This window comes from Mucilaginibacter yixingensis (assembly GCF_041080815.1).
Classification (GTDB): Bacteria; Bacteroidota; Bacteroidia; order Sphingobacteriales; family Sphingobacteriaceae; genus Mucilaginibacter; species Mucilaginibacter yixingensis.
Window position 1 is genome coordinate 323,726 of the sequence record NZ_CP160205.1, and the last position, 20,487, is coordinate 344,212.

Here is a 20,487-nt window from a genome sequence, read left to right on the forward strand (position 1 = left end):
ATCTCGTCGCATGGTACACGAGCGACGAGATTGCTTCGTCACCCATGCGCACAGCCCTTGCTGTTCCTCGCAATGACAATAACGGCTTTTGAATTAAAGCTATAGAAGACTTCTCGGGGCAGTATGTTCTTTTAACTCGCCACCATCCGGCTACTCACATTTTATTGCTATTTTGCGTTATGCCGCCATCATTTAAATATAACGGAAAGCTTTGGATCGAAAATGGCACCGAGCGCTTGCTGGGGCCGGGTAGGGTAGAGCTGCTGGAGCGTATCCAGCAAACGGGTTCTATACGGCAGGCAGCCATGCAAATGCAAATGTCATACCGGCAGGCCTGGCAAATAGTGGCTCATCTGAACACCCAATTTGGTGAGCCAATAGTGGTGTCGCATCGCGGCGGTAAGGGCGGTGGTTACGCCGAAATTACTCCTAAAGGACTCGCCGTTATGAAAATCTTTCGCGATTTCCACCAGCAGTTTCATGCGTTTTTGGATGCTCATACTCAGGAGCTAATTGCCAATCTGACAACATCAGTAGAAAAATAATGCAAAACAATTAATGTTTTCTGCACTTTTTTCTCGACTTTCGTTATTCACAACCGTGAATAACGCTTTAACACTTTTATGAAATCAACCTGTACAACATTCGTCGCAATCCTCTTGTCGGCAGGCTTTGCCCGTGCACAGCAACCAGACACCAGCAAGCACATTTTTTCCCTCGGTGAAGTCACCATTAAAGGCCACCGCGATACCCTGAAAAGCAACCATCTTGACGCCGCGGCCATCAGCAAATTTAACCGCCTGGATGTGTCGCATGCGCTTAACCTGTTGCCGGGCGTTACGCTTTCGGCCGTAGGCCAACGTAATGAATCGGCCGTTAACGTTCGCGGTTTTGACCTGCGCCAGGTTCCCGTTTACCTGGATGGTATGCCGCTTTACGTACCGTATGACGGTTACGTAGATCTGGCCCGCTACACCACTTTTAACCTGTCCGAAATTCAGGTAGCCAAAGGCTACTCGTCTGTATTATATGGTCCAAATGCCGAGGGCGGTGCCATCAACCTGATTACCCGCAGACCAGTCAACGCATTTGAGGCCAATGCCGTTGCCGGCTGGCTAAGCGGCGGCTATCGCTTAAATACCAACATCGGCTCTAAGCTGGGTAAGTTTTACTACCAGGTATCGGCATCGCAGTTGAAGCAGAACTGGTACCCTATGTCGGGCAGTTTCACACCGGTTAAGAATGAAGACGGCGGCCATCGCGATAACTCTTACCGTAACGATGTTGGCGTGAGCGGCAAAGTTGGCTTTACGCCCGACAGCACGCAGGAATATGCGGTTGGCTACAGCTACCAGCACGGTCAAAAAGGAACCCCGGTTTATGCAGGTTCTGACCCGCTGAACTCGCTATTTAAAAGTCCGCGCTATTGGAAATGGCCGTTCTGGAATACCCAAAGCTTATACTTTTTGAGCAATAACAAGTTTGGCAGCAACAATAAACTCAGCACACGCTGGTATTACAACAAGTTTGATAACGAGACTGATAGCTATGATGATGTAACCTATACCACCATTAGCAAGCCTTATGCTTTCCAGAGCATTTATAACGATTACACGCTGGGTGCCAGTCTGGTATTTGAGAATACATCTATCAAAAAAAACAATTTCAGCATAGCTGCGCATTATAAAGAAGATGTGCACCACGAGCACAATATTAGTCAGCCCACCCTGCGTGATGCCGACAACAACTATACTGTTGGTGCCGAAGATACCTATCACCTAACCCCGGCGTTGAAAGTTAACGCAGGCGTAAGCTTTATGCGCCGCAGTAACGACGGTGCACAGAGTTACAACAGCTCTACCAAAACCGTTTTTGATCAACCGTCAGGCAGCAACAATGCCTGGAACCTGCAAGGTTTGGTGCAGTATGATCTCGATGCCACCAACGCCATCAGCTTTTCGGTAGCGCGTAAAACCAGGTTCGCTACCATAAAAGACCGCTACTCCTATAAATTAGGCACAGCTATCCCTAACCCCGATCTGAAAGCAGAAGACGCCCTGAATTATGATCTGACCTATCATGGTTCCGCCAATGGAAAAGTTTTCTATGAGGTATCAGGCTTCTACAGCAAAATCAATAACAGCATCCAAACGGTAAACAACGTTTTCTTTGATGCTACCACTAACACCAATCTTGCACAGGTGCAAAACGTAGGCAAGGCCGAGTATTACGGCGCCGAAGCAGGCATCGGCTATCAGCCAATCAAACAATTGCGCTTAGATGCTAACTATACCCATCTGGTACGTAACAACCTGAGCAGCCCAACCGTATATTTTACCGATGTGCCGAAAGACAAAGTTTTTGCCTCGGCAGAATACCATCCTTTAAACAAACTGTATGTGTTGGCGTCGGAAGAATATAATTCATCTCGCTACAGCACTAGCTACGGTACCACCGTAGGCGGTTTTTATTTGACCAATGCCAAAGCGCATTTGGTGCTGCAAAAAGGCTTCTCGGTAGAGGCAGGCGTAAACAACATCTTTGATCGCAATTACCAGTTAACTGAGGGTTACCCGGAGGTAGGTCGTAATTATTTTGCCAATATCATTTTTAACTACTAAACAGTATCGGCTGTTGTGAAATAAGGAGTGATGGGCGATGCCTGTCGCTCTTTTTTTGTTTCGATTTTTTTCCTGCTGTCATTTCGACCAACGGGAGAAATCTTATCCCCCGTGCTTTCCTATATGGTATGTCAATTGTATAAGATTTTTCCTCACCCTATAGCAGTCCCGTCGGTTCGTCGAAATGACAATAGGGTATTATATTTGTGATATGACCTTCGCCCAAAAGATCATCAATTTTAACGAACACCTCACGTACACCGGCCTGGCACTGCCGCCGGGTATCGGTATTATGAATCCGTTTGCGGGAGATATGTCGCAGGCTGAAACAGTGCGGGCTATTGGCAGGGCATTTTACCAGAAATATTATAATGATGAAGAGCGCCGGCACCTTATCCTGGGTATTAACCCGGGCAGATTTGGGGCGGGGCTAACGGGCATTCCGTTTACCGATCCAAAACGGTTAAGAACCGAGTGCGATCTGCATTTCAATATTCCTGACGCTCACGAGCCATCGTCGGTGTTTATTTATGAGATGATCAACGCCTTTGGCGGACCAGAAGCCTTTTATAAAAAGATCCACATCAATTCGGCTTTCCCACTGGGCTTTGTGCAAATGAAGAATGGCAAAGAGGTAAACTATAACTACTACGATAGCAAAGCGCTGATTGATGCCGTGCGGCCAGCCATTATAGAGAACATCCAAAAGCAAATTGCCATGGGTGTTTATACCGATGTGTGCTTTTGCTTTGGCACCGGCAAAAATTACGAGTTTTTAAACAAGCTGAACCAGCAGTATAACTTTTTTGGCAAAATGGTGCCTCTGGAGCATCCGCGGTTTATTATGCAATATAAGAGCAAAAGCAAGCAGAAATACATTGATAAATACCTCGAAGCATTCCACTCCGTATAACAGAAAAGCGCCCCTCGCGGGCGCTTCTTTGTTTTTGTTGGATAAGTTTTAGGTTTGAAGGTTTTGATGTATTTTCTCACGTCATTGCGTGGAACGAAGCAATGACGTGATGGGATCGCTTATTTAAGTCCCTCTCATCTGGAGAGGGGTTGGGGTGAGGTCGCCAACTCACTATGCATCATAGCCCCGGCGGTTTCTGCCAGGCGCACAAACTCGGCGCGATAGCCTTCTTGATCATCACCGCGTGCGGCACGGGCAATGCCGATGGCCTGGTTAAAACTGGCTTTGTCTTTAAACTCAGAGTTGCGCAGCAGCATGCCTACCTCTGCCACGGCAGCAGCAAAACGGAAATCGACAGAAAGCTTGTCGAATGTTTCAGGCTTGTTCATTACTACGGCCTGACTCAGTTTGCTTACATCGCCACCAGGCTGTTTGTAGCGGAATTTTACAGTCACCAGTTCATTCGATGTTGATTTTACCGGCTTCGTTTCGTTTTTCTGGTATTTCAGCGGATCAACGCTGCCCGCATAATCATCCTTAATACCGGCCGGTACAATTTCATAGAAAGCCGTAACGGTGTGCCCAGAGCCCATATCGCCGGCGTCTTTTTTGTCGTTATTAAAATCTTCTTTGGCCATCAGGCGGTTTTCGTAGCCAATCAATCGGTAGGCCTGTACTTTGGCCGGGTTAAACTCAATCTGCAGTTTCACATCTTTAGCCACGGTGAACATGGTGCCGCCAAACTCGTTTACCAGTGCTTTGTGGGCCTCGGTAAGGTTGTCGATATAAGCGTAGTTACCGTTGCCCTTATCGGCCAGAGTTTCCATTTTGCTGTCTTTATAGTTGCCCATGCCAAAGCCCATGATTGAAAGGTCAACCTTGCTTTCGCGTTCTTCGGTAATCAGTTCTTCCATGCTTTTATCGCTGGAAGCGCCTACATTAAAATCACCATCGGTAGCCATTACGATGCGGTTGTTGCCGCCTTTCATAAAGTTTTCGCGGGCAATTTTGTAGGCCAGTATAATACCTTCGCCGCCTGCGGTAGAGCCACCGGCCTGCAGGTTGTCAATTGCCTCGTCAATTTTAGCTTTCTCATCGCCTGATGTTGCGGGAAGTACCAGTCCGGCATTGCCTGCGTATACCACAATGGCTACACGATCTTTTTTGCGCAGCTGATCAACCAGCATCTTCATAGAGGTTTTTACCAGCGGTAGTTTGTTAGGCATATTCATTGACCCTGAAACATCAATCAAAAACACCAGGTTTGATGCCGGCAGACTTTCTGCTGGGATGGTGCGCGCTTTCAGCCCGATGCGCAGCAGCTGATGTTTAGGGTTCCATGGTGCGATGGCCAGATCAGTCTGGATGGTCACGGGTTCCCCCGCTTTCGGCTCGTTATATTGATACTTAAAATAGTTAATCATTTCCTCAATGCGGATGGCATCTTTTGGAGGCAGTTGCCCGCCCTGAATAAAGCGGCGCATGTTGCTGTAAGAAGCGGCATCTACATCAACCGAGAAGGTAGACAGCGGACTTTCCAGCGGATTTATAAACTTGTTCTCTACTATCGGGGCGTATGATTCTGTACCTGGTGCCGCGCCGCGTATTTGTATCTGCGTATATCCCTTAACGCCAGTTCTTGATGCCTGGTCGCCATAAGTGTCAATTATCTGAGCTTTTTCAATTACCGTTGCGGGCAGGTTTGTTGTGCTTTGTTGCGTATTGCCCCCAGTATATGCTTTGCCATTAAGCCGTACTTTGGTTACCTGCTGCCCCTGGTGGGTTACCGTTCCGTCGGCACCAACCTCCATGCCTTTCAGTTTCTTTAGTAATTCATCAACAGCAGCCGGGTCGGCGTTTACATGGTAAGGACTGGCATTATATTGGTCGGTATCTACTTTGACCACTACTTCCTTAAGATCGGCATTGCTGGGCTGTAGAATAATTGACCCCAGTTTAATTTCCTTTGTTGTTAGTTGGGCCGGATAGCTTTTAACTTGCTTAATAAAACCAACATAGCTGAAAGACAGGGTAAAGGGTGATGGCTTAATGTTTTTAAAGGCGAATGTCCCCGCCGCATCAGTGGCCTGGACAATAGTATCTTTTACCGAAACAAATTTTATGGTAACGCCAGGAAGCGCTTTTCCTGATTCGTCTACCACCTTGCCGCTGATGGTTTGCGTTAGTGTATAAGGTATTCCAATGGCTGTAGGTTTATTTTGTGCCTGTCCGGTCGCGGCGGCCAGCAACATGAAAAGCAAAAGTGTTGTTGTTTTCATTTTCATAAGTTTTAGGGGTAATATGCTTACCATTAATTAATTGGTGAATAAAAAGACATGTCATACCACCAAGTTAGCGCGTTATTGTGCGCCCATATTGAAATAGAGATGAACCGCCCTTTTAATTAGACGCTGCGCCGAAAAAAGTCGACTTTATTGCCAGCGCCATTGTCTTCATCGTTTAAAAGATGCAGTGCGCAAGGCATTTCCATAAGCCATTAAAAAAAATTATTTTGATGCCGATAAATGAATCCGTTCAAACCGTCTGCCTATAACGATGATGCTGCCGATCAGCAACTGCTGGCCAACTACCGGGAAACCGGCGATGTGGCCGTGCTGGGCCGGTTGTATAAACCGTATATGGGACTGGTTTATGGCGTTTGTTTAAAGTATCTGAAGGACGAAGAGCTGTGTAAAGATGCCGTGATGCAGATATTTGAGGAGCTGGTAAACAAAGCTGCCCGGCACGAGGTAAAACAGTTTAGAAGCTGGCTTTACGTGCTTACCCGCAACTTTTGCTTGATGGAACTGCGCAAAACAAAAAAGGCGGAAATGGTTAATTTAGATGATGTTATGGAAAATGCCCTTGTTTTGCATCATGAAGATGGAGACAGTGAGGCAACCATGAAGGCGCTGGAGCGTTGCATGCAAAAACTGCCCGCCGCCCAGAAGCAAAGCATCAGCCTGTTTTATTATGAGGAGCGATGCTATAAAGAAGTAGCCGAACAAACCGGCTACAGCATGAATGAGGTGAAGAGTTATATACAAAACGGGAAGCGCAACCTGAAAATTTGCCTGGAAAAGAACCGTGAGTAATAAAAAAGCAGACATATCGCAAATCAGGAAGTATCTGGAAGGAGAGCTTGATACCCGCGCCATGCACCAACTGGAACGCCAGGCACAGGACGATCCTTTTTTGATGGAGGCGATAGAAGGCTTTGAACAATCGGGTAAAGATCAGCACGCTAACCTGGCCGATCTGGAAAACCGGTTACAGGCGCGTACGGAAAAGAAAAAGGTGCGCCCGTTGTGGCCTTATATTGGCGCAGCAGCTTCGCTACTGGTGGCCATTACTATTGGCTATCTGTTATGGCCACATAACAGTCCGGAAAAAATGCCGGCAGAAAAACGTTTTGCTGCGCAGATTGATCATCCACAGGTGAAGGTAGATACCGTTATTCCGCCGGTGGTAAATCATCAGGAGTTAGTGGCAGCTACGCCAGTGCCCACACAAACTTACCGGCAGGCTACCGTAAAAGCTGCGGTGCAAGCGCCGGTACCGGCTGGGCAAGAGGAGGCTCAGCAAGAGATGGTTCAGCCGTCAGATGAACAGACGCCAGCAGGTAGCCCGCTGGCAGAAGATAAAGCAGGCCCTGGTGAAAATAGTCTTTTCAAGAAGGAGGCGAAAAGTAGCTATGGATATGTCAATCAGGCAACCATCCAGAATAGCTATACACAGGCACACCGGGCTGATACTGCTGCCCTGATGTTGAAAGAGGTGGTGGTGCCCGGTCGCAATCAACCTAAAAAGAATATCAATACAGCCGTTAACACGGCAGTACCCGGCAGTGTGGAAGGTGTAAAAACAGTTACACCCGAATTTAGAGTGAATGGGCGGGTTTATGACGAACTAGGTGTGCCGCTGCCGGGTGTTAGTGTTACCAACGCCATCACCAGGATATCTGCCGTTACGGATGTGGAAGGACGATTTACCCTACCGGCCAAAGACGGCCAAACACTCGATATCAGTTACATTGGCTATGCCCAGAAACATGTAAAGGCTAAAGATAGCCTTCGGGTTGCCCTGGAAGCCAGCAATAATAGTTTAGCAGAAGTAGTGGTAGTAGGTTATGGCGGCGTAAAATCTGAAGAGCCGGATAACAGCGCTCACCCTAAAACGGGTTGGGATAACTATAACAGCTATCTTAAAAAATTGGCTATTGCGCCCAACGGTCAAACCGGCGCTGTACGTATCTCCTTTACTGTTAATAGCAACGGCGGTTTGGATAATTTCAAGATTTTAAAAAGCCTAAACGCATCGGCCGACCAAATGGCTATTGAACTGGTGAAGAACGGCCCTGCATGGCAGCCTGATGCCAGCGGAAAAGCCAAAACAATTAGACTGAGAATTCATTTTAATAAAAAATAGCAATAAACTTTTGCGCTACCCAAACTTATCTAACATTTACCTGCAATGAAAAAAGCGTTTTTGATATTGGCTGTTGTCATAGGCATGGCAGCATGTAAGCAGCCTTCTGGGCATCAATCTACCGAAATCACTACCGGTAATGCTGATTTTGCCAAAGTACTGGACGATTATTACAACGACCGTATGGAGTTGTTTCCGCTGGAATCAACCTTTGCCGGCGATACCACTTATAATGATTTGCTGCCTAATGATGGTTCGCAGGCTTTCTTGAAACAGTCGCATGATCTGTATAGCACCTACCTGGCCAAGGTAAAAGCGTTTAAACGCGATGATCTGGACGAGAACGATAAGCTATCCTACGATATTTTTACCTACGAGGCTCAGCTGGCGCTGGATGGTTTTCAATACCATTTTGAATACATGCCGTTTAGCCAGTTTTCTGCGTTGCCATTAACTATGGGCCAACTGGGATCGGGCACTAATGCGCAGCCATTTAAAACGCCCGGCGATTACCTGCGCTGGGAAAAGCGTGTGCAGGCGTTTACCGTTTGGGCCGATACCGCCATTGCCAATTTTAACAAAGGAATCAAAGCGGGGGTAGTGCTACCGAAGGCGCTGGTGGTTAAAATGATTCCACAAATGCAGGCCATGGTGGTTACATCGCCAGAGAAAAGTTTGTTTTATGGGCCGATTGATAGCTTGCCAAAAACCTTTAGTCCGGCACAGAAAGAGCAATTGATTGTCGCTTATAAATCAATGATTATGCAGCAGCTGGTGCCCACTTATAAAAAACTGGCAGATTACCTGCAAAACGATTACCTGCCGCACGCGCGCACCACGTCGGGCTTGTCGGCTTTGCCAAATGGTGCAGCCATGTATCAATACCTCGTAAAACAGCAAACCACTACCGATAAAACACCTGATGAGATCTATAACCTCGGCCTTAAAGAAGTAGCCCGTATACGTACCCAGATGGATAGCATCAAAAGTATGCTGCTGTTTAAGGGCGATCTGCAAGCATTTTTTAAATCGCTCAAAGACGATCCTCGGTTTATGCCGTTCACAAAGCCTGAACAGGTGTTGAACGCCTTTGAGCAGATCCACAAACGGATGGAGCCAAACCTGAAGAAGATGTTTAACCATGTGCCCAAAACACCGTTTGAGATCAGACAGACCGAGGCCTTCCGCGCCGCATCTGCCAGTGCAGAGTATATGCCGGGCAGTGCAGATGGCAAGCGCCCGGGGATTTTTTATGTACCGATACTGGATGCGCGTAAATTCAATATCACCTCGGGCATGCAATCGTTGTTTTTGCATGAGGCTATTCCGGGTCATCATTACCAGATCTCTTTGACGCAGGAAAACACATCGTTGCCTAAATTCCGTCGCTTTGATACCGGCGAGACGGCCTACGTAGAAGGCTGGGCATTGTACTGCGAGTCATTAGGTAAAGAGCTGGGTTTATATGAGAACCCATACCAGCATATTGGTGCGCTTGGTGATGAGATGCATCGTGCCATCCGCCTGGTGGTGGATGTTGGTTTGCACACTAAAAACATGACACGCGAAGAAGCCATTAAATACATGATGGACAACCAGTCTATCAGCGAGCAGGGCGCTACTGCCGAGATTGAGCGTTACATGGCTATCCCGGGGCAGGCGCTGGCCTACAAAATTGGTGCGTTGAAGATCAGAGAACTGCGCAATCGCTGTCAGCAGAAATTAGGCGCTAAGTTCAATTTAGCCGAATTTCATAACCAGGTGCTGAAAGATGGTGCCATGCCAATGAGCGTGTTTGAGCGCAAGATCAATGCCTGGGCCGATGCGCAGGCCAAACAATAAGCCGGTATTGGTGTCAGTAAGGTATGATACCTTACGGCAACAAGGCGGGTAATTCAGGCGTGGTGGCTTTTGAGGCCGGCAGCGGATGGATAACGGTACGCTTTATTGATGGTACCGATTATACCTATACTAATGCCAGCGCAGGCGCAGCTAACATCAGGCAGATGAAAGAGCTGGCAGCAAGCGGCCGCGGGTTAAGCACGTTTATTAGTACAACCGTTAAAAACCGGTATGAAAGTAAGCATTAGGTTTTTTGATATGATCTTTATAACTTACTTATCCAAAGCCCCCTAATTATGTTAAAAACTGCTGTACCTATTCTGGCCTCGCTGAATACTGCCGAGACCATTAGCTATTACACCCAGAAATTGGGGTTTAACTTGCAAGCCAACTGGGATGGTTATCTCATCTTTAACCGCAATGATGTTGGCATTCATCTCTGGCTCACGGATAACCCGGAGATCCCCAAAAACACCGGCTGTTATATTTATGTAAGCGATGTGCGCACGTTATATGGCGAGTATCAGGCGCATAATATCATTCATCCCAATGGTAAGCTGGAATTAAAGCCCTGGAAAATGCTGCAATTCAGCGTTCTGGATAACAACGGGAATATTATTCATTTTGGAGAGAGCACGGGAGAGTAAGCGTTCCAAAAAACGTAGAGCCACATATTTGTGGCTCCATTAAGATATTCAGACCTCGCATGTGTGAGCCACAAATATGTGGCTCTACGGTGTTAATTCACCAGCAACTTATATCCTTTACCATGCACATTGATGATCTCTACGCTAGGGTCATCGCGCAGGTATTTGCGAATCTTGCTCAGAAAAACGTCCATGCTGCGGCCGTTAAAGTAGTTGTCGTCATGCCAGATGTTCAGCAGGGCTTCCTCGCGGGTGAGCACTTCGTTTTGGCGCAGGCAGAGCAGGCGCAGCAGTTCGGCCTCTTTAGTAGATAATTTCTGCTGCTGATCGCCGTGAGTGATGATCTGGGTGGTAAAGTCAAAATCGTACTTGCCCACTCTAAATTGTTGTTGCTTTACTTCCTCCTTTTTGTCGGCGCCTGCGGCAACGCGTTTCAGCAGGGCGTTAATGCGCAGCAACAACTCTTCAATGCGGAAGGGTTTGGTAATATAATCATCGCCACCCAGGGTAAAAGCCTGTGTTTTATCTTCAATCATGCCTTTGGCGGTAGCAAAAATAATGGGTACCCCGGTATCCATCTTTCTGATCTCTTTACCCAATGTAAAGCCGTCTTTTTTTGGCATCATTACGTCCAGAATCAACAGGTCGAAGCTTTGCTTGGTAAACTCGCGTAAACCCTCCTCGCCGTCTTTACACAGCACCACGTCAAATTTACCTTTTAGCTGCAGATAGTCCTGTAACAGCATACCCAGGTTTGGGTCGTCCTCAACTAGTAGTATTTTTTTCATGTATTTTATGATGCCAGCGGAAAACGAAGTTCAAATTCCGAGCCTTTTTCTTTTTCAGACCGTACGCTAATATCGCCGTCCAGTCGCTTAATAATGGTGTTCACGTAGCTCAGGCCCAAACCAAAGCCTTTTACGTCGTGCAGGTTGCCGGTAGGTACACGGTAAAACTGTTCAAATATACGGGCCTGGTGCTCTCTGCTCATGCCTATGCCTTTATCGGCCACCACAATTACCAGCTGGCCCTTGGTGTTAAAGGTGTTAATGGTGATTTCAGGCGCGTTGCGACTGTATTTAATGGCGTTATCAATCAAGTTATAAATTACGTTGCTAAAGTGCAGTTCGTCAGCTTCAATCAGCGCGTCCATGGCATCGAGGTGCATGGTGGTTTGCGCGCCATATTTTTGCAATTTGAGCGACATACTGTCAACCACGGCGGTGATCATTTCGTTCACATCAACCGGTTTAATATCCAGCCTGAAGTCGTTTTTTTCTATGCGGGCGATGTTCAGCACGCGCTCAATATGGCTTCCAAGGCGTGCGTTTTCCTCATAAATTACGTTGGCCAGGCGGGCAATGCGGGTTTTGTCTGATGCAATGTCTTCATCCTTGAGCGCCTCGCTGGCTATCATAATGGTTGATACCGGAGTTTTAAACTCGTGGGTCATGTTGTTGATGAAGTCGGTCTTCATTTCAGAGATCTTCTTTTGCCTCAGGATAGAGAAGATAGTGAAACCGAAGCAGAAAATCAAGATCAGCAACAGCCCCCCGGAAGTAGCCATGCCAAAAGCCATATTGCTGAGGATAAGCGAGTTTTTCTCGGGGAACTTAATGCGCAGCATCCCCGGGTCATTAATTACATCTTTGGTAAAGATGGGTTTATGAAAATCGGCATTGATAAACTTTGGTTTAGTATTTGCCTCAACGTTTGACGCATTAGAGAAAATGAGCGAATCATTATTGGCATTAGTTACCTCATAACTAAACGGCAGGGTAATGCCCTTGTTCTGCAACTCAAAGCGCAGTAAAGAGTCAATCAGCATCGGGTCCAGACGGGTGCGCAGCGGCTCGTCCATTTTGCGGTACTCATCGGCAATATTGGCAAACATGCTCCGGCTGCTGCTGTTGCCTTCTTTCATCGTTTGCAACGAGTCTTGCGCCAGTATTTTTTTGATATTACGCAGCTGACGTACTTTTTGGCGGTGCACTTGCTCTGCCTTCCAGAAAGGGTTCTCCTGAATTACGTTCACTACCTGACGGCCCAGTTGCGCGTCTATGTAATCGTAGTGCAGGGTATCGTAGCGGTGTAATTTGTGCTGTTTCAGGGCATCGCCCGTAAGCGGAGTGATCTCAAACTCTGGCAGACGTTGCTGATGGGTGTAGCCATACTCATCGGTATAAGTTTCATAACGCCAGCGGATGCTGAAAGTTCCCTGTTGGTCAGGGTAGGCCAGCTCGGCGGAAAGGCGTTTGCTCTCGTTTTTCAAGCTATCGCGTACAAAACGCCGGCGACGGTTGCGCTGCGGGCTGTTATGCCCGGTGTCATTAACAAAGGTTACGGTACTGCGCAGCTCGGCGCTTTTAATGCGGGCTTGCGGCATGCGCGTACGGGCATTGATAAAGTTGATGGCATCTTGCTTGGCAACTTTAGATACCACGTTATCCAGCGCCTCATACACGGTGCTGTCAAACTGCCTTGACTGCAGCTGGTAAGTTTGCACCAGGAAATATAATTGCATGGCCAATACCCCCAGCAGTGCGCTCCCCATCAGGCCAATAATTAGTGTGATGCTCCTTTTCTTCATTTGTTAGTAAAAACAAAAATATTTTAAATATGCCCATAGTGTTGGGTCTTTAACACTTTTTAACAATTGCTAAGCCCCAATTTAACAAATTGGTGTTTAATGGTTTATTAATTTTGCAGCATTGAACCTTAATTTGTTTTGGTGATGAAGAAGTTGATAACATTAAAGCCAGGCTTTGAGCTGATTTTTGCGCTGAGCATCATGGCCATTTTTGTGCTGCCTGCAGTGGTGTGCGGACAGGGTAAGTACAACAAAAAGATGAGCATTATTATCCAGAATGGTGATACCACGGTGAACGGCAAAAAGTTGAAAGACCTATCGCCCGAAGAACGTAAGGAAGCGCTGGGGGTATTTGATCAGGATAACAGCAGGCCGCATTGGCGTAGAAGCGGGCGCGACAACGCATTCGGCTTTAGAGGGGATAGTGCGCAGAATTATCAGTTTAAAATAGACACAAATGGTACTATGTTGACTGATAGAAGCGGACGCCTGCCGGAGATGATGCGCCGCATGATGCCCGATATGCAGAACTTCGGGGCCCCGCGGTGGGAAATGCGTACGCCGGGCGGATCGGAGATGAATGATCGCAGATCACCTCGTCGCAACCGTCTGGATGTACAGGAGTTTAATTTTAGTAATACCGATAAGAACGGTGTTTATACCAGCATCAGCTTCCGCGTAGGCAGAGCCAACCCCGAAGACACCAAACGTATTGCCAAAACGGAGAAAAACGATCTGGAATTAGATGATTTGACCCTTACACCCGAGTTTACGAGCGGCAAAACACTCCTGAATTTTAGTCTGACTGAAAAAGCCCCGGCAGAGGTGACATTCACCAATGACGAAGGTAAACCCTTGTGGACTGCTAAAGCTAACAGCAGCTTTACCAAAAGCTTTATGATGCCAACAAACGGTTATTATTACCTGGTGGTAAAACAGGGTGGTAAAGTGGCGGTGAAACGGGTGGTGAAAGAGTAGTTTTGATTTAGGATTTCGAATGTTCGATTTCGGAGTTATGAATGGAAAAAACGTCTAGTCTGTACTAAAGAAGTAGACAGGCTTTTTACGTTATATAAATCCGAAATTGAACATTCGAAATCCGAAATCTGAAATCATTCTCAATCCCGCTCAATCAGACAAACCGCATAAGCCACCACGCCTTCTTCACGGCCAATAAAGCCCATTTGTTCGTTGGTGGTAGCTTTGATAGAAATATCTTCCTCGCTGATGCCGGCGGCCTGGGCAATATGCACTTTCATGGCCGGTATGTGCGGGTTAATTTTAGGTGCTTCCAGGCAAATCATGGCGTCTATGTTGCCTATCTGCCAGTTTTTTTCTTTTAGCAGCTCAACTACGTGTTGCAGCAGAATCAGACTGCTGATACCGCGCCAGCGCTCGTCTTTGTTGCTGAAGTGATAGCCAATGTCGCGCAGGTTAGCGGCGCCCAGCAGGGCATCGCAAATGGCGTGCAATAAAACATCGGCGTCTGAGTGGCCATAGGCGCCGGAGGTATGCTCCAGCTTTACGCCACCCATAATAAAGGGATGCCCATCTTTCAGTTGATGAACATCAAATCCAAATCCTACTCTGATCTTTGACATTATTTTTTCTTAACGCTGCCAAAGTTAGCGGTAAGTGTGAAACGCAGCGTATTTGCCAGCGGACTTTTTTGCTGGCTGGCCAACAGGTATGACAAATCAATGCCATAAATATCGTAACGGAAGCCGGCCCCCATGGTCAGATATTGACGGTCGCCCTTATTGGGATTTTCATAAAAATAGCCGGCACGCAGCGCAAACTGTTTGTTATACATGTACTCAACACCCGGCGAGAAGCTGACCTCTTGTAACTCCTCATGGAAACCGCCCGGCGCATCGCTAAATGATTGGAAGATACCGGCCGGAACCGATACATCATCATTTTTACCAGCGATGATATTGCCCTGTGCGTCTCGGGTAGGAGGAGTAGGTACCAGTAATTTATTGATATCGAAGGTTAATGTAAACTCGTTATAAGCATCAAAATACCAAGTGTTTGCTGCGCCAATTTTTAGGTTGGTTGGCAAAAAGTAGGTAACGCCGCCATTAGCATAGCTAATTTTGGTGCCGATGTTAGAGATGTCAACACCGAAGGCAAACAAGGCATCCGTGCCAAACTGTTGGGTAGGGTTGCGGTAATACGCAGATATATCGGCTGCAAGTGCATTGGCTGCCTTGGTTTGCTGGCCGCCCACAAAGGCGCCGTTTGACAGGTTGGAGTGAATATACCGGCCGGTTAAACCCAATGAAAAATCAGGCCCGAATTTGCGCGATAGCGATACATCTAACGAGAACTCATTAGGGCGATAAGTGCCCAGGGTGTTCTGGTTGCCATCAACCAGGTCAATCTGTCCCAAATTAAAATAACGTAATGAGGCGCCGATGGTGTTTCGGTCGTCTAATTTATGGGCATAGCTCAGGTAAGCCAAACTTACGTCTGGTACCAGCTGACGCAGCCACGGGCTGTATGATAATGACAGTGCATTTGCGGTACTGTCCATAAAAGTAAGCTTAGCCGGATTCCAGTAATTGGCGTTTACATCAGGCGAGAGCGCCACACCGGCATCGCCCATAGCACCTGAACGTGAATCTGGAGAAATAGTAAGAAAGGGTACGCCCGTAATTACCGCGTTTGATGAGGCTGAGCCATTGGTATTGGTACCGCCTGGACCAATAACCTGAGCCTTCGCCGTTACCGAAAATAGGAGCGAAAAAAGTGCAATAGGTATTAATTTAGGGGAGGTAAGCTTCATCATCAAAAGCGTTGTGTTTGTTTAAGTTTTGGCGTTATGAAAGTAAATAAACGCATAAATATTTAATAAGTTACAATAGACCAAATTTATTCAATTAATCATAACCAAATTTGCTTTATTTCGTTAAAGTTGAATTGTTAGATATTTTGAAAATTATATCAGTATATTGTGTGGGTGTTATCACACAATTTTTAATTAGATTTACGCTCTGAATAATTTTGATGCATGAAAATTACGTTTAGCAGGTGTGCATTTGTGCTGTTGGGCTCGGGTTTATTACTGGGCGCGTGCTCTCAAAAGCCGCAGTCTGAAAAGACCGGCATGGAATATAACAATAAGTATAACGGCGGGTTTCAATACTTCAAAAACACGCATCCGGCACCCGGCCCAGGTCTGGTACCTATTGAGGGTGGTACTTTTGTGTTGGGTGGAAGTGCCGGCGAGGATGTAAACTACGAATACAATAACATTCGCAAACGCAAATCCATCTCTACTTTTTATATGGATGAAACCGAGGTATCAAACCGTAACTGGTGCGAATACCTTTACTGGCTGCAAATCAACTTCCCGCAAGATCGTGAGTTGTATTATAATGCCGTGCCGGATACACTGGTTTGGAGACGTCCGCTCTCTTACAATGAGCCTTATGTAGAAAATTATCTGCGCCACGCAGCATTTCAGGATTACCCGGTTGTAGGTGTGAGCTGGAAACAGGCACAAGATTATTGCGACTGGCGTACCCAGCGCATGAACGAGAATATTCTGCGCCAGCAAGGTCGTTTGGTGGGTTGGAAGGATATGGCTAAAGATTCTACCAAAGGCAAAAGTGATCCTTTCAATACCGATATGTACCTGAATGGCCAGTACAAAGGTGCCGGTAAAGACGGTAAGCACATGATAGTTGACCTTAACCCGCTGGCTAAAAAAGACAGCTCGGGTAAAACACCTCATCGTGCTGTGCGCCTGGAAGATGGTATTATCCGCGCTGGCTATCGTTTGCCAACGGAGGCCGAGTGGGAGTATGCTGCCTTAGGCCTGGCTGGCAATACCCAGTTTGAAAACATTGAAGAAGGTAAAGTTTATCCATGGAACGGCATGGGCGTACGCTCGCCAAAAGCAAAAACCCGTGGTTTAATATTAGCTAACTTTAAGCGTGGTGGCGGCGACAACGCCGGTGTTGGTGGTTACCTGAATGATAAGGCCGACATTACCGCTCCGGTACGTTCATACGCGCCAAACGATTTTGGTTTGTATAACATGGCTGGCAACGTGAACGAGTGGGTGCAGGATACTTATCGCCAAACCTCATTTGAAGAATCTGATGATTTTAACCCTTTCCGTGGCAACGAGTTTACTGATAAACAATACTCAGATCCCGTAAAAGGTATCTATGCAAAAGATAAATATGGCCGCCCGGTAAAAGCACCGGCTAAAGCCTACAAGAAAATGACCTGGGCCGAGATGGTTGCGCAGCAAAACGGAGGTCAACCGGTTGCGGCTCAAACCCAGCAGGCAAACGGCGCCAAAGCTGCTCCTGCAGCTGCAGGTAGCACGCCACAAGCTTTGGCTACTGCAAAAAGCCCGCTTGTTGGCAAACCTTACAACCCGGATGCCCGCGGCATGAATGATACCGTTAATACCACTTTGTATGGTGTTACCACTCTGGTGAATGATCATTCTAAAGTTTACAAAGGCGGTTCATGGAACGATAGGATCTACTGGTTAAACCCAGCCTCACGCCGCTTTATGGATGAGGAGGAATCAAGCGCCGAGATCGGTTTCCGCTGCGCGATGAGCAATGTAGGTGGGCCTGAGATCAACCCACAAGGCAAGCCAGAGTTTAGCGTGAAAAAAGCTAAGCGCTTTAACCCTAAAAACTAATTGTTTGACAAACATATTAAAGCCCCGCAACAGCGGGGCTTTTTTGTTTTTATAGGCCTAACAATTTCATTATGCTTAATTGAAAAACATTCTATCGCATTTTAAGATTAATACCTATATTGGCCCCATTATTTTTTGATATGAAAAACCTCATTTCCACCACATTTTACGGTTATTTTAACTACGTAATCGCTTTGGTTACGCTGTCATCACCATGGTTGTTTAAATTCTGGCCTGTTGGCGGCGCTTCTTTGTTCTTGCCTATGGCTTTCGGCTGGTTCCAGCTGATTATGGCTATCTTCAGTGTTAACAAAGCAGGTTTCATGAAAGTGTTCCCTAACCAGATGCACCACTTGCTGGATGTGTTTTGCGGTTTTTGGCTGCTGGTTGCGCCATTCTTCTACGGTTTCTGCGATCGCGTAATGTGGCCGCACGTTATCCTGGGTGCTATCTTCCTTATCTTAGGTATCTGCACTAAAAACTCACCATTTACTAACAGAGCAACAGAAATGCTGCCTGAGGCTGGCATTCAGTCTTTAGACGCGCACGAAGGCCGCATCATGCACTAAGATATAAAGTCCGGTCAACGCCGGTTTTAAAAGCCCATGCTGATTTCAGTATGGGCTTTTTTTATGAACCAGGATTAACGGATTGATAGGATACTCAAGATTCCTTTTAACGTATTATCCTGAAAGTTTTATCAATTCGTTAAATCTCGGTTCTCTATTTGAATACTGATAAATAAGCCGTACCTTTGCGCCCGATTTGGCGATGTTGCCGAATTCGTTATTTTAATTCATGAACCCATTTAGTCAACTGGGAATCCGTCATGATATTGTTAATGCCATTACTGCGTTAGGTTTTGAAAACCCTACGCCCATCCAAGAACAAGCCATTCCGGTTTTGTTAACAGGCAGCAACGATTTTGTCGGATTAGCCCAAACAGGAACCGGCAAAACAGCTTCATTCGGGCTGCCCTTATTAGAATTGCTTGATTTTGAACAGAATCATCCGCAGGCACTTGTGTTGTGCCCTACGCGTGAGCTGTGTTTGCAAATTGCCAACGATCTTAAAAACTACGCCAAAAATATACCTGGCGTACACATTGTAGCCGTTTACGGTGGTGCCAGCATTTCAGACCAGCTGCGCCAGATAAAACGCGGTGTACAGATTGTTGTGGCCACACCAGGCCGTATGCTCGATATTATTGGTCGCGATGCGATTGATTTTTCGGGTGTACAATATGTAGTATTGGATGAAGCCGATGAAATGCTCAATATGGGCTTTCAGGAAGATATAGACAATATCCTGTCTACCACGCCAGAAGATAAAAAAACCTGGCTGTTTAGCGCTACCATGCCTGCCGAGGTACGCCGTATAGCCAAACGCTATATGGATAATCCTTTTGAGCTTACCATGGGCGAAAAAAACACTGGCAACCAGAACATCGAGCACGAGTACTATGTAGTGCGTGCCCGCGATAAGTATGCTGCCTTTAAACGTATTGTAGATTTCAACCCCGAAATTTTCGGTATTGTTTTCTGTCGTACAAAAATTGAAACGCAAGAGATTGCTGAGGCGCTGATCAAAGACGGCTACAATGCCGATTCATTGCACGGCGACCTTTCACAGCAGCAGCGCGACAAGGTAATGAAACGTTACCGCGAGCGCAGCCTGCAACTGTTGATTGCAACCGACGTAGCTGCCCGTGGTATTGATGTAAACAACGTTACCCACGTAATAAACTACTCGTTGCCTGATGAGATTGAGAACTACACCCACCGTAGCGGTCGTACTGCACGTGCGGGCAAAACAGGTGTATCTATCGCCATCATCAACTCAAAAGAGTTAGGTAAAATTCGCCAGATTGAACGCGTTATCGGTAAGAAATTTATTCCGGCCGAAATACCAACAGGTTTTGACGTTTGCGAGAAACAGCTGTTTGGTATGATCCATAAAGTGCATAACGTTGAAGTAAACGAACCACAAATTGAGCCATACATTACCCGTATTATGGATGAGTTTGTTGATATGGACAAAGAAGAGATTATCAAACGCTTTGCATCTATAGAGTTTAACCGTTTCCTGGATTATTATGAAAACGCACCAGATCTGAACGCTCCGGCAGATGATCGCGTTGGCAGAGAAAGAGGAGAAAAAGGTGGCGACAAATATGCGCGCACCGGTCAGCGTGGTGATTTTACCCGTTTGTTCATTAACCTGGGTTCGGTAGACGGCTTTAGCCGCGGCGACCTGTTGGGTTATATCTGCAACAGCTCTCGCATCAGCGGACGCATTGTAGGTAAGATTGATGTAAAAGGTGTTTACTCATTCTTCGAAGTGCCACATGCCGAAGTTGATAACGTTCAGAATGGCTTTAAAGGGGTAGATTTCCACGGCCGTGATGTACGTATTGAAGTTGCAGGCGAAGGCGTAAGCGAGAGCCGTGACCGTGGTAATGGTGGTGGCGGTCAGCGTCGTGATCGCGGCGATCGTAATGATCGTGGCAGCTACGGCGGCGGTAACCGCAGAGACCGTGATAACAACGGCGGCGGCAACAGAAATGGAAACAGTGGCGGTGGTTTCCGCGATTTCTCTGGCAAACGCCGTGAAGATCGTGGTGGCGAGCGCAAGAAACGTTACTAAAGTTGATTGAGTTGAATAAGTTGATTAGGTGAGTGATTTTATAACCATTCACTTAATCAACCCAATCAACCACTCGCTATAAAATACTAGTTTTTGTTTAAGTTTACAGATGGCCTCTTCGAGAAATC

17 protein-coding genes are annotated in these 20,487 nt (G+C 46.7%); 12 read left to right on the top strand and 5 right to left on the bottom strand.

What is annotated here, in order from left to right; genetic code table 11:
* Positions 1-179 precede the first annotated feature (179 nt).
* The 3 genes from ABZR88_RS01415 to ABZR88_RS01425 all read left to right on the top strand — a co-directional run bounded on the left by ABZR88_RS01415 (position 180) and on the right by ABZR88_RS01425 (position 3,534).
* Positions 180-545: a winged helix-turn-helix domain-containing protein gene (locus ABZR88_RS01415; RefSeq protein WP_107829170.1), complete on the top strand. Its 366-nt coding sequence runs from the start codon at positions 180-182 to the stop codon at positions 543-545.
* A gap of 78 nt (positions 546-623) precedes the next feature.
* Positions 624-2,621 (top strand): TonB-dependent siderophore receptor, encoded by a 1,998-nt coding sequence (locus ABZR88_RS01420; protein ID WP_107829169.1) that lies wholly within the window; start codon positions 624-626, stop codon positions 2,619-2,621.
* Positions 2,622-2,832: 211 nt separating this feature from the next.
* Complete coding sequence (locus ABZR88_RS01425) at positions 2,833-3,534, top strand: uracil-DNA glycosylase family protein (RefSeq protein ID WP_107829168.1); 702 nt, start codon at positions 2,833-2,835, stop codon at positions 3,532-3,534.
* Between the two features lie 134 nt (positions 3,535-3,668).
* Here ABZR88_RS01425 and ABZR88_RS01430 read toward each other — a convergent pair whose 3' ends face one another.
* Positions 3,669-5,813, bottom strand: coding sequence for a von Willebrand factor type A domain-containing protein (locus ABZR88_RS01430; RefSeq protein WP_170113627.1), 2,145 nt, complete (start codon positions 5,811-5,813; stop codon positions 3,669-3,671).
* Between the two features lie 246 nt (positions 5,814-6,059).
* Between ABZR88_RS01430 and ABZR88_RS01435 the strand changes: the two genes are divergently transcribed.
* The 5 genes from ABZR88_RS01435 to ABZR88_RS01455 are packed head-to-tail and all read left to right on the top strand — an operon-like array spanning position 6,060 to position 10,451.
* Entirely contained in the window at positions 6,060-6,629 is a 570-nt protein-coding gene (locus ABZR88_RS01435; protein ID WP_107829166.1) for an RNA polymerase sigma factor, read from the top strand.
* On the top strand, positions 6,622-7,962 hold the full coding sequence (locus ABZR88_RS01440) for an energy transducer TonB (RefSeq protein ID WP_107829165.1): 1,341 nt from the start codon (positions 6,622-6,624) through the stop codon (positions 7,960-7,962). Before ABZR88_RS01435 ends, ABZR88_RS01440 begins: the two co-directional genes overlap by 8 nt.
* A 45-nt stretch (positions 7,963-8,007) precedes the next feature.
* Positions 8,008-9,804, top strand: a complete 1,797-nt coding sequence (locus ABZR88_RS01445) for a DUF885 family protein (protein ID WP_107829164.1) — start codon at positions 8,008-8,010, stop codon at positions 9,802-9,804.
* 23 nt (positions 9,805-9,827) lie between these two features.
* Entirely contained in the window at positions 9,828-10,052 is a 225-nt protein-coding gene (locus ABZR88_RS01450; protein WP_107829163.1) for a hypothetical protein, read from the top strand.
* A gap of 48 nt (positions 10,053-10,100) precedes the next feature.
* Positions 10,101-10,451, top strand: a complete 351-nt coding sequence (locus tag ABZR88_RS01455; protein ID WP_107829162.1) for a VOC family protein — start codon at positions 10,101-10,103, stop codon at positions 10,449-10,451.
* 92 nt (positions 10,452-10,543) lie between these two features.
* Here ABZR88_RS01455 and ABZR88_RS01460 read toward each other — a convergent pair whose 3' ends face one another.
* Positions 10,544-11,239 carry a response regulator transcription factor gene (locus ABZR88_RS01460; protein ID WP_211309830.1) on the bottom strand — a complete coding sequence of 232 codons (696 nt, stop codon included), beginning with the start codon at positions 11,237-11,239 and terminating at the stop codon, positions 10,544-10,546.
* A gap of 5 nt (positions 11,240-11,244) precedes the next feature.
* Entirely contained in the window at positions 11,245-13,041 is a 1,797-nt protein-coding gene (locus tag ABZR88_RS01465; RefSeq protein WP_107829160.1) for a sensor histidine kinase KdpD, read from the bottom strand.
* A 144-nt stretch (positions 13,042-13,185) separates the two neighbouring features.
* Between ABZR88_RS01465 and ABZR88_RS01470 the strand changes: the two genes are divergently transcribed.
* On the top strand, positions 13,186-14,019 hold the full coding sequence (locus tag ABZR88_RS01470; RefSeq protein ID WP_107829159.1) for a T9SS type A sorting domain-containing protein: 834 nt from the start codon (positions 13,186-13,188) through the stop codon (positions 14,017-14,019).
* A 140-nt stretch (positions 14,020-14,159) separates the two neighbouring features.
* On the opposite strand, the gene ispF is transcribed toward ABZR88_RS01470, so the two are convergent.
* Positions 14,160-14,642, bottom strand: coding sequence for a 2-C-methyl-D-erythritol 2,4-cyclodiphosphate synthase (gene ispF, locus ABZR88_RS01475; protein ID WP_107829158.1), 483 nt, complete (start codon positions 14,640-14,642; stop codon positions 14,160-14,162).
* Positions 14,642-15,835: a type IX secretion system outer membrane channel protein PorV gene (gene porV, locus ABZR88_RS01480; protein WP_107829157.1), complete on the bottom strand. Its 1,194-nt coding sequence runs from the start codon at positions 15,833-15,835 to the stop codon at positions 14,642-14,644. The genes ispF and porV overlap by 1 nt, the downstream gene beginning before the upstream one ends.
* Positions 15,836-16,057: 222 nt before the next feature.
* Between porV and ABZR88_RS01485 the strand changes: the two genes are divergently transcribed.
* The 3 genes from ABZR88_RS01485 to ABZR88_RS01495 all read left to right on the top strand — a co-directional run bounded on the left by ABZR88_RS01485 (position 16,058) and on the right by ABZR88_RS01495 (position 20,359).
* Positions 16,058-17,713, top strand: a complete 1,656-nt coding sequence (locus ABZR88_RS01485; RefSeq protein WP_107829156.1) for an SUMF1/EgtB/PvdO family nonheme iron enzyme — start codon at positions 16,058-16,060, stop codon at positions 17,711-17,713.
* Positions 17,714-17,853: 140 nt separating this feature from the next.
* Entirely contained in the window at positions 17,854-18,282 is a 429-nt protein-coding gene (locus tag ABZR88_RS01490; RefSeq protein WP_107829155.1) for an SPW repeat protein, read from the top strand.
* A gap of 229 nt (positions 18,283-18,511) precedes the next feature.
* Positions 18,512-20,359: a DEAD/DEAH box helicase gene (locus ABZR88_RS01495; RefSeq protein ID WP_107829154.1), complete on the top strand. Its 1,848-nt coding sequence runs from the start codon at positions 18,512-18,514 to the stop codon at positions 20,357-20,359.
* Positions 20,360-20,487: the final 128 nt, after the last annotated feature.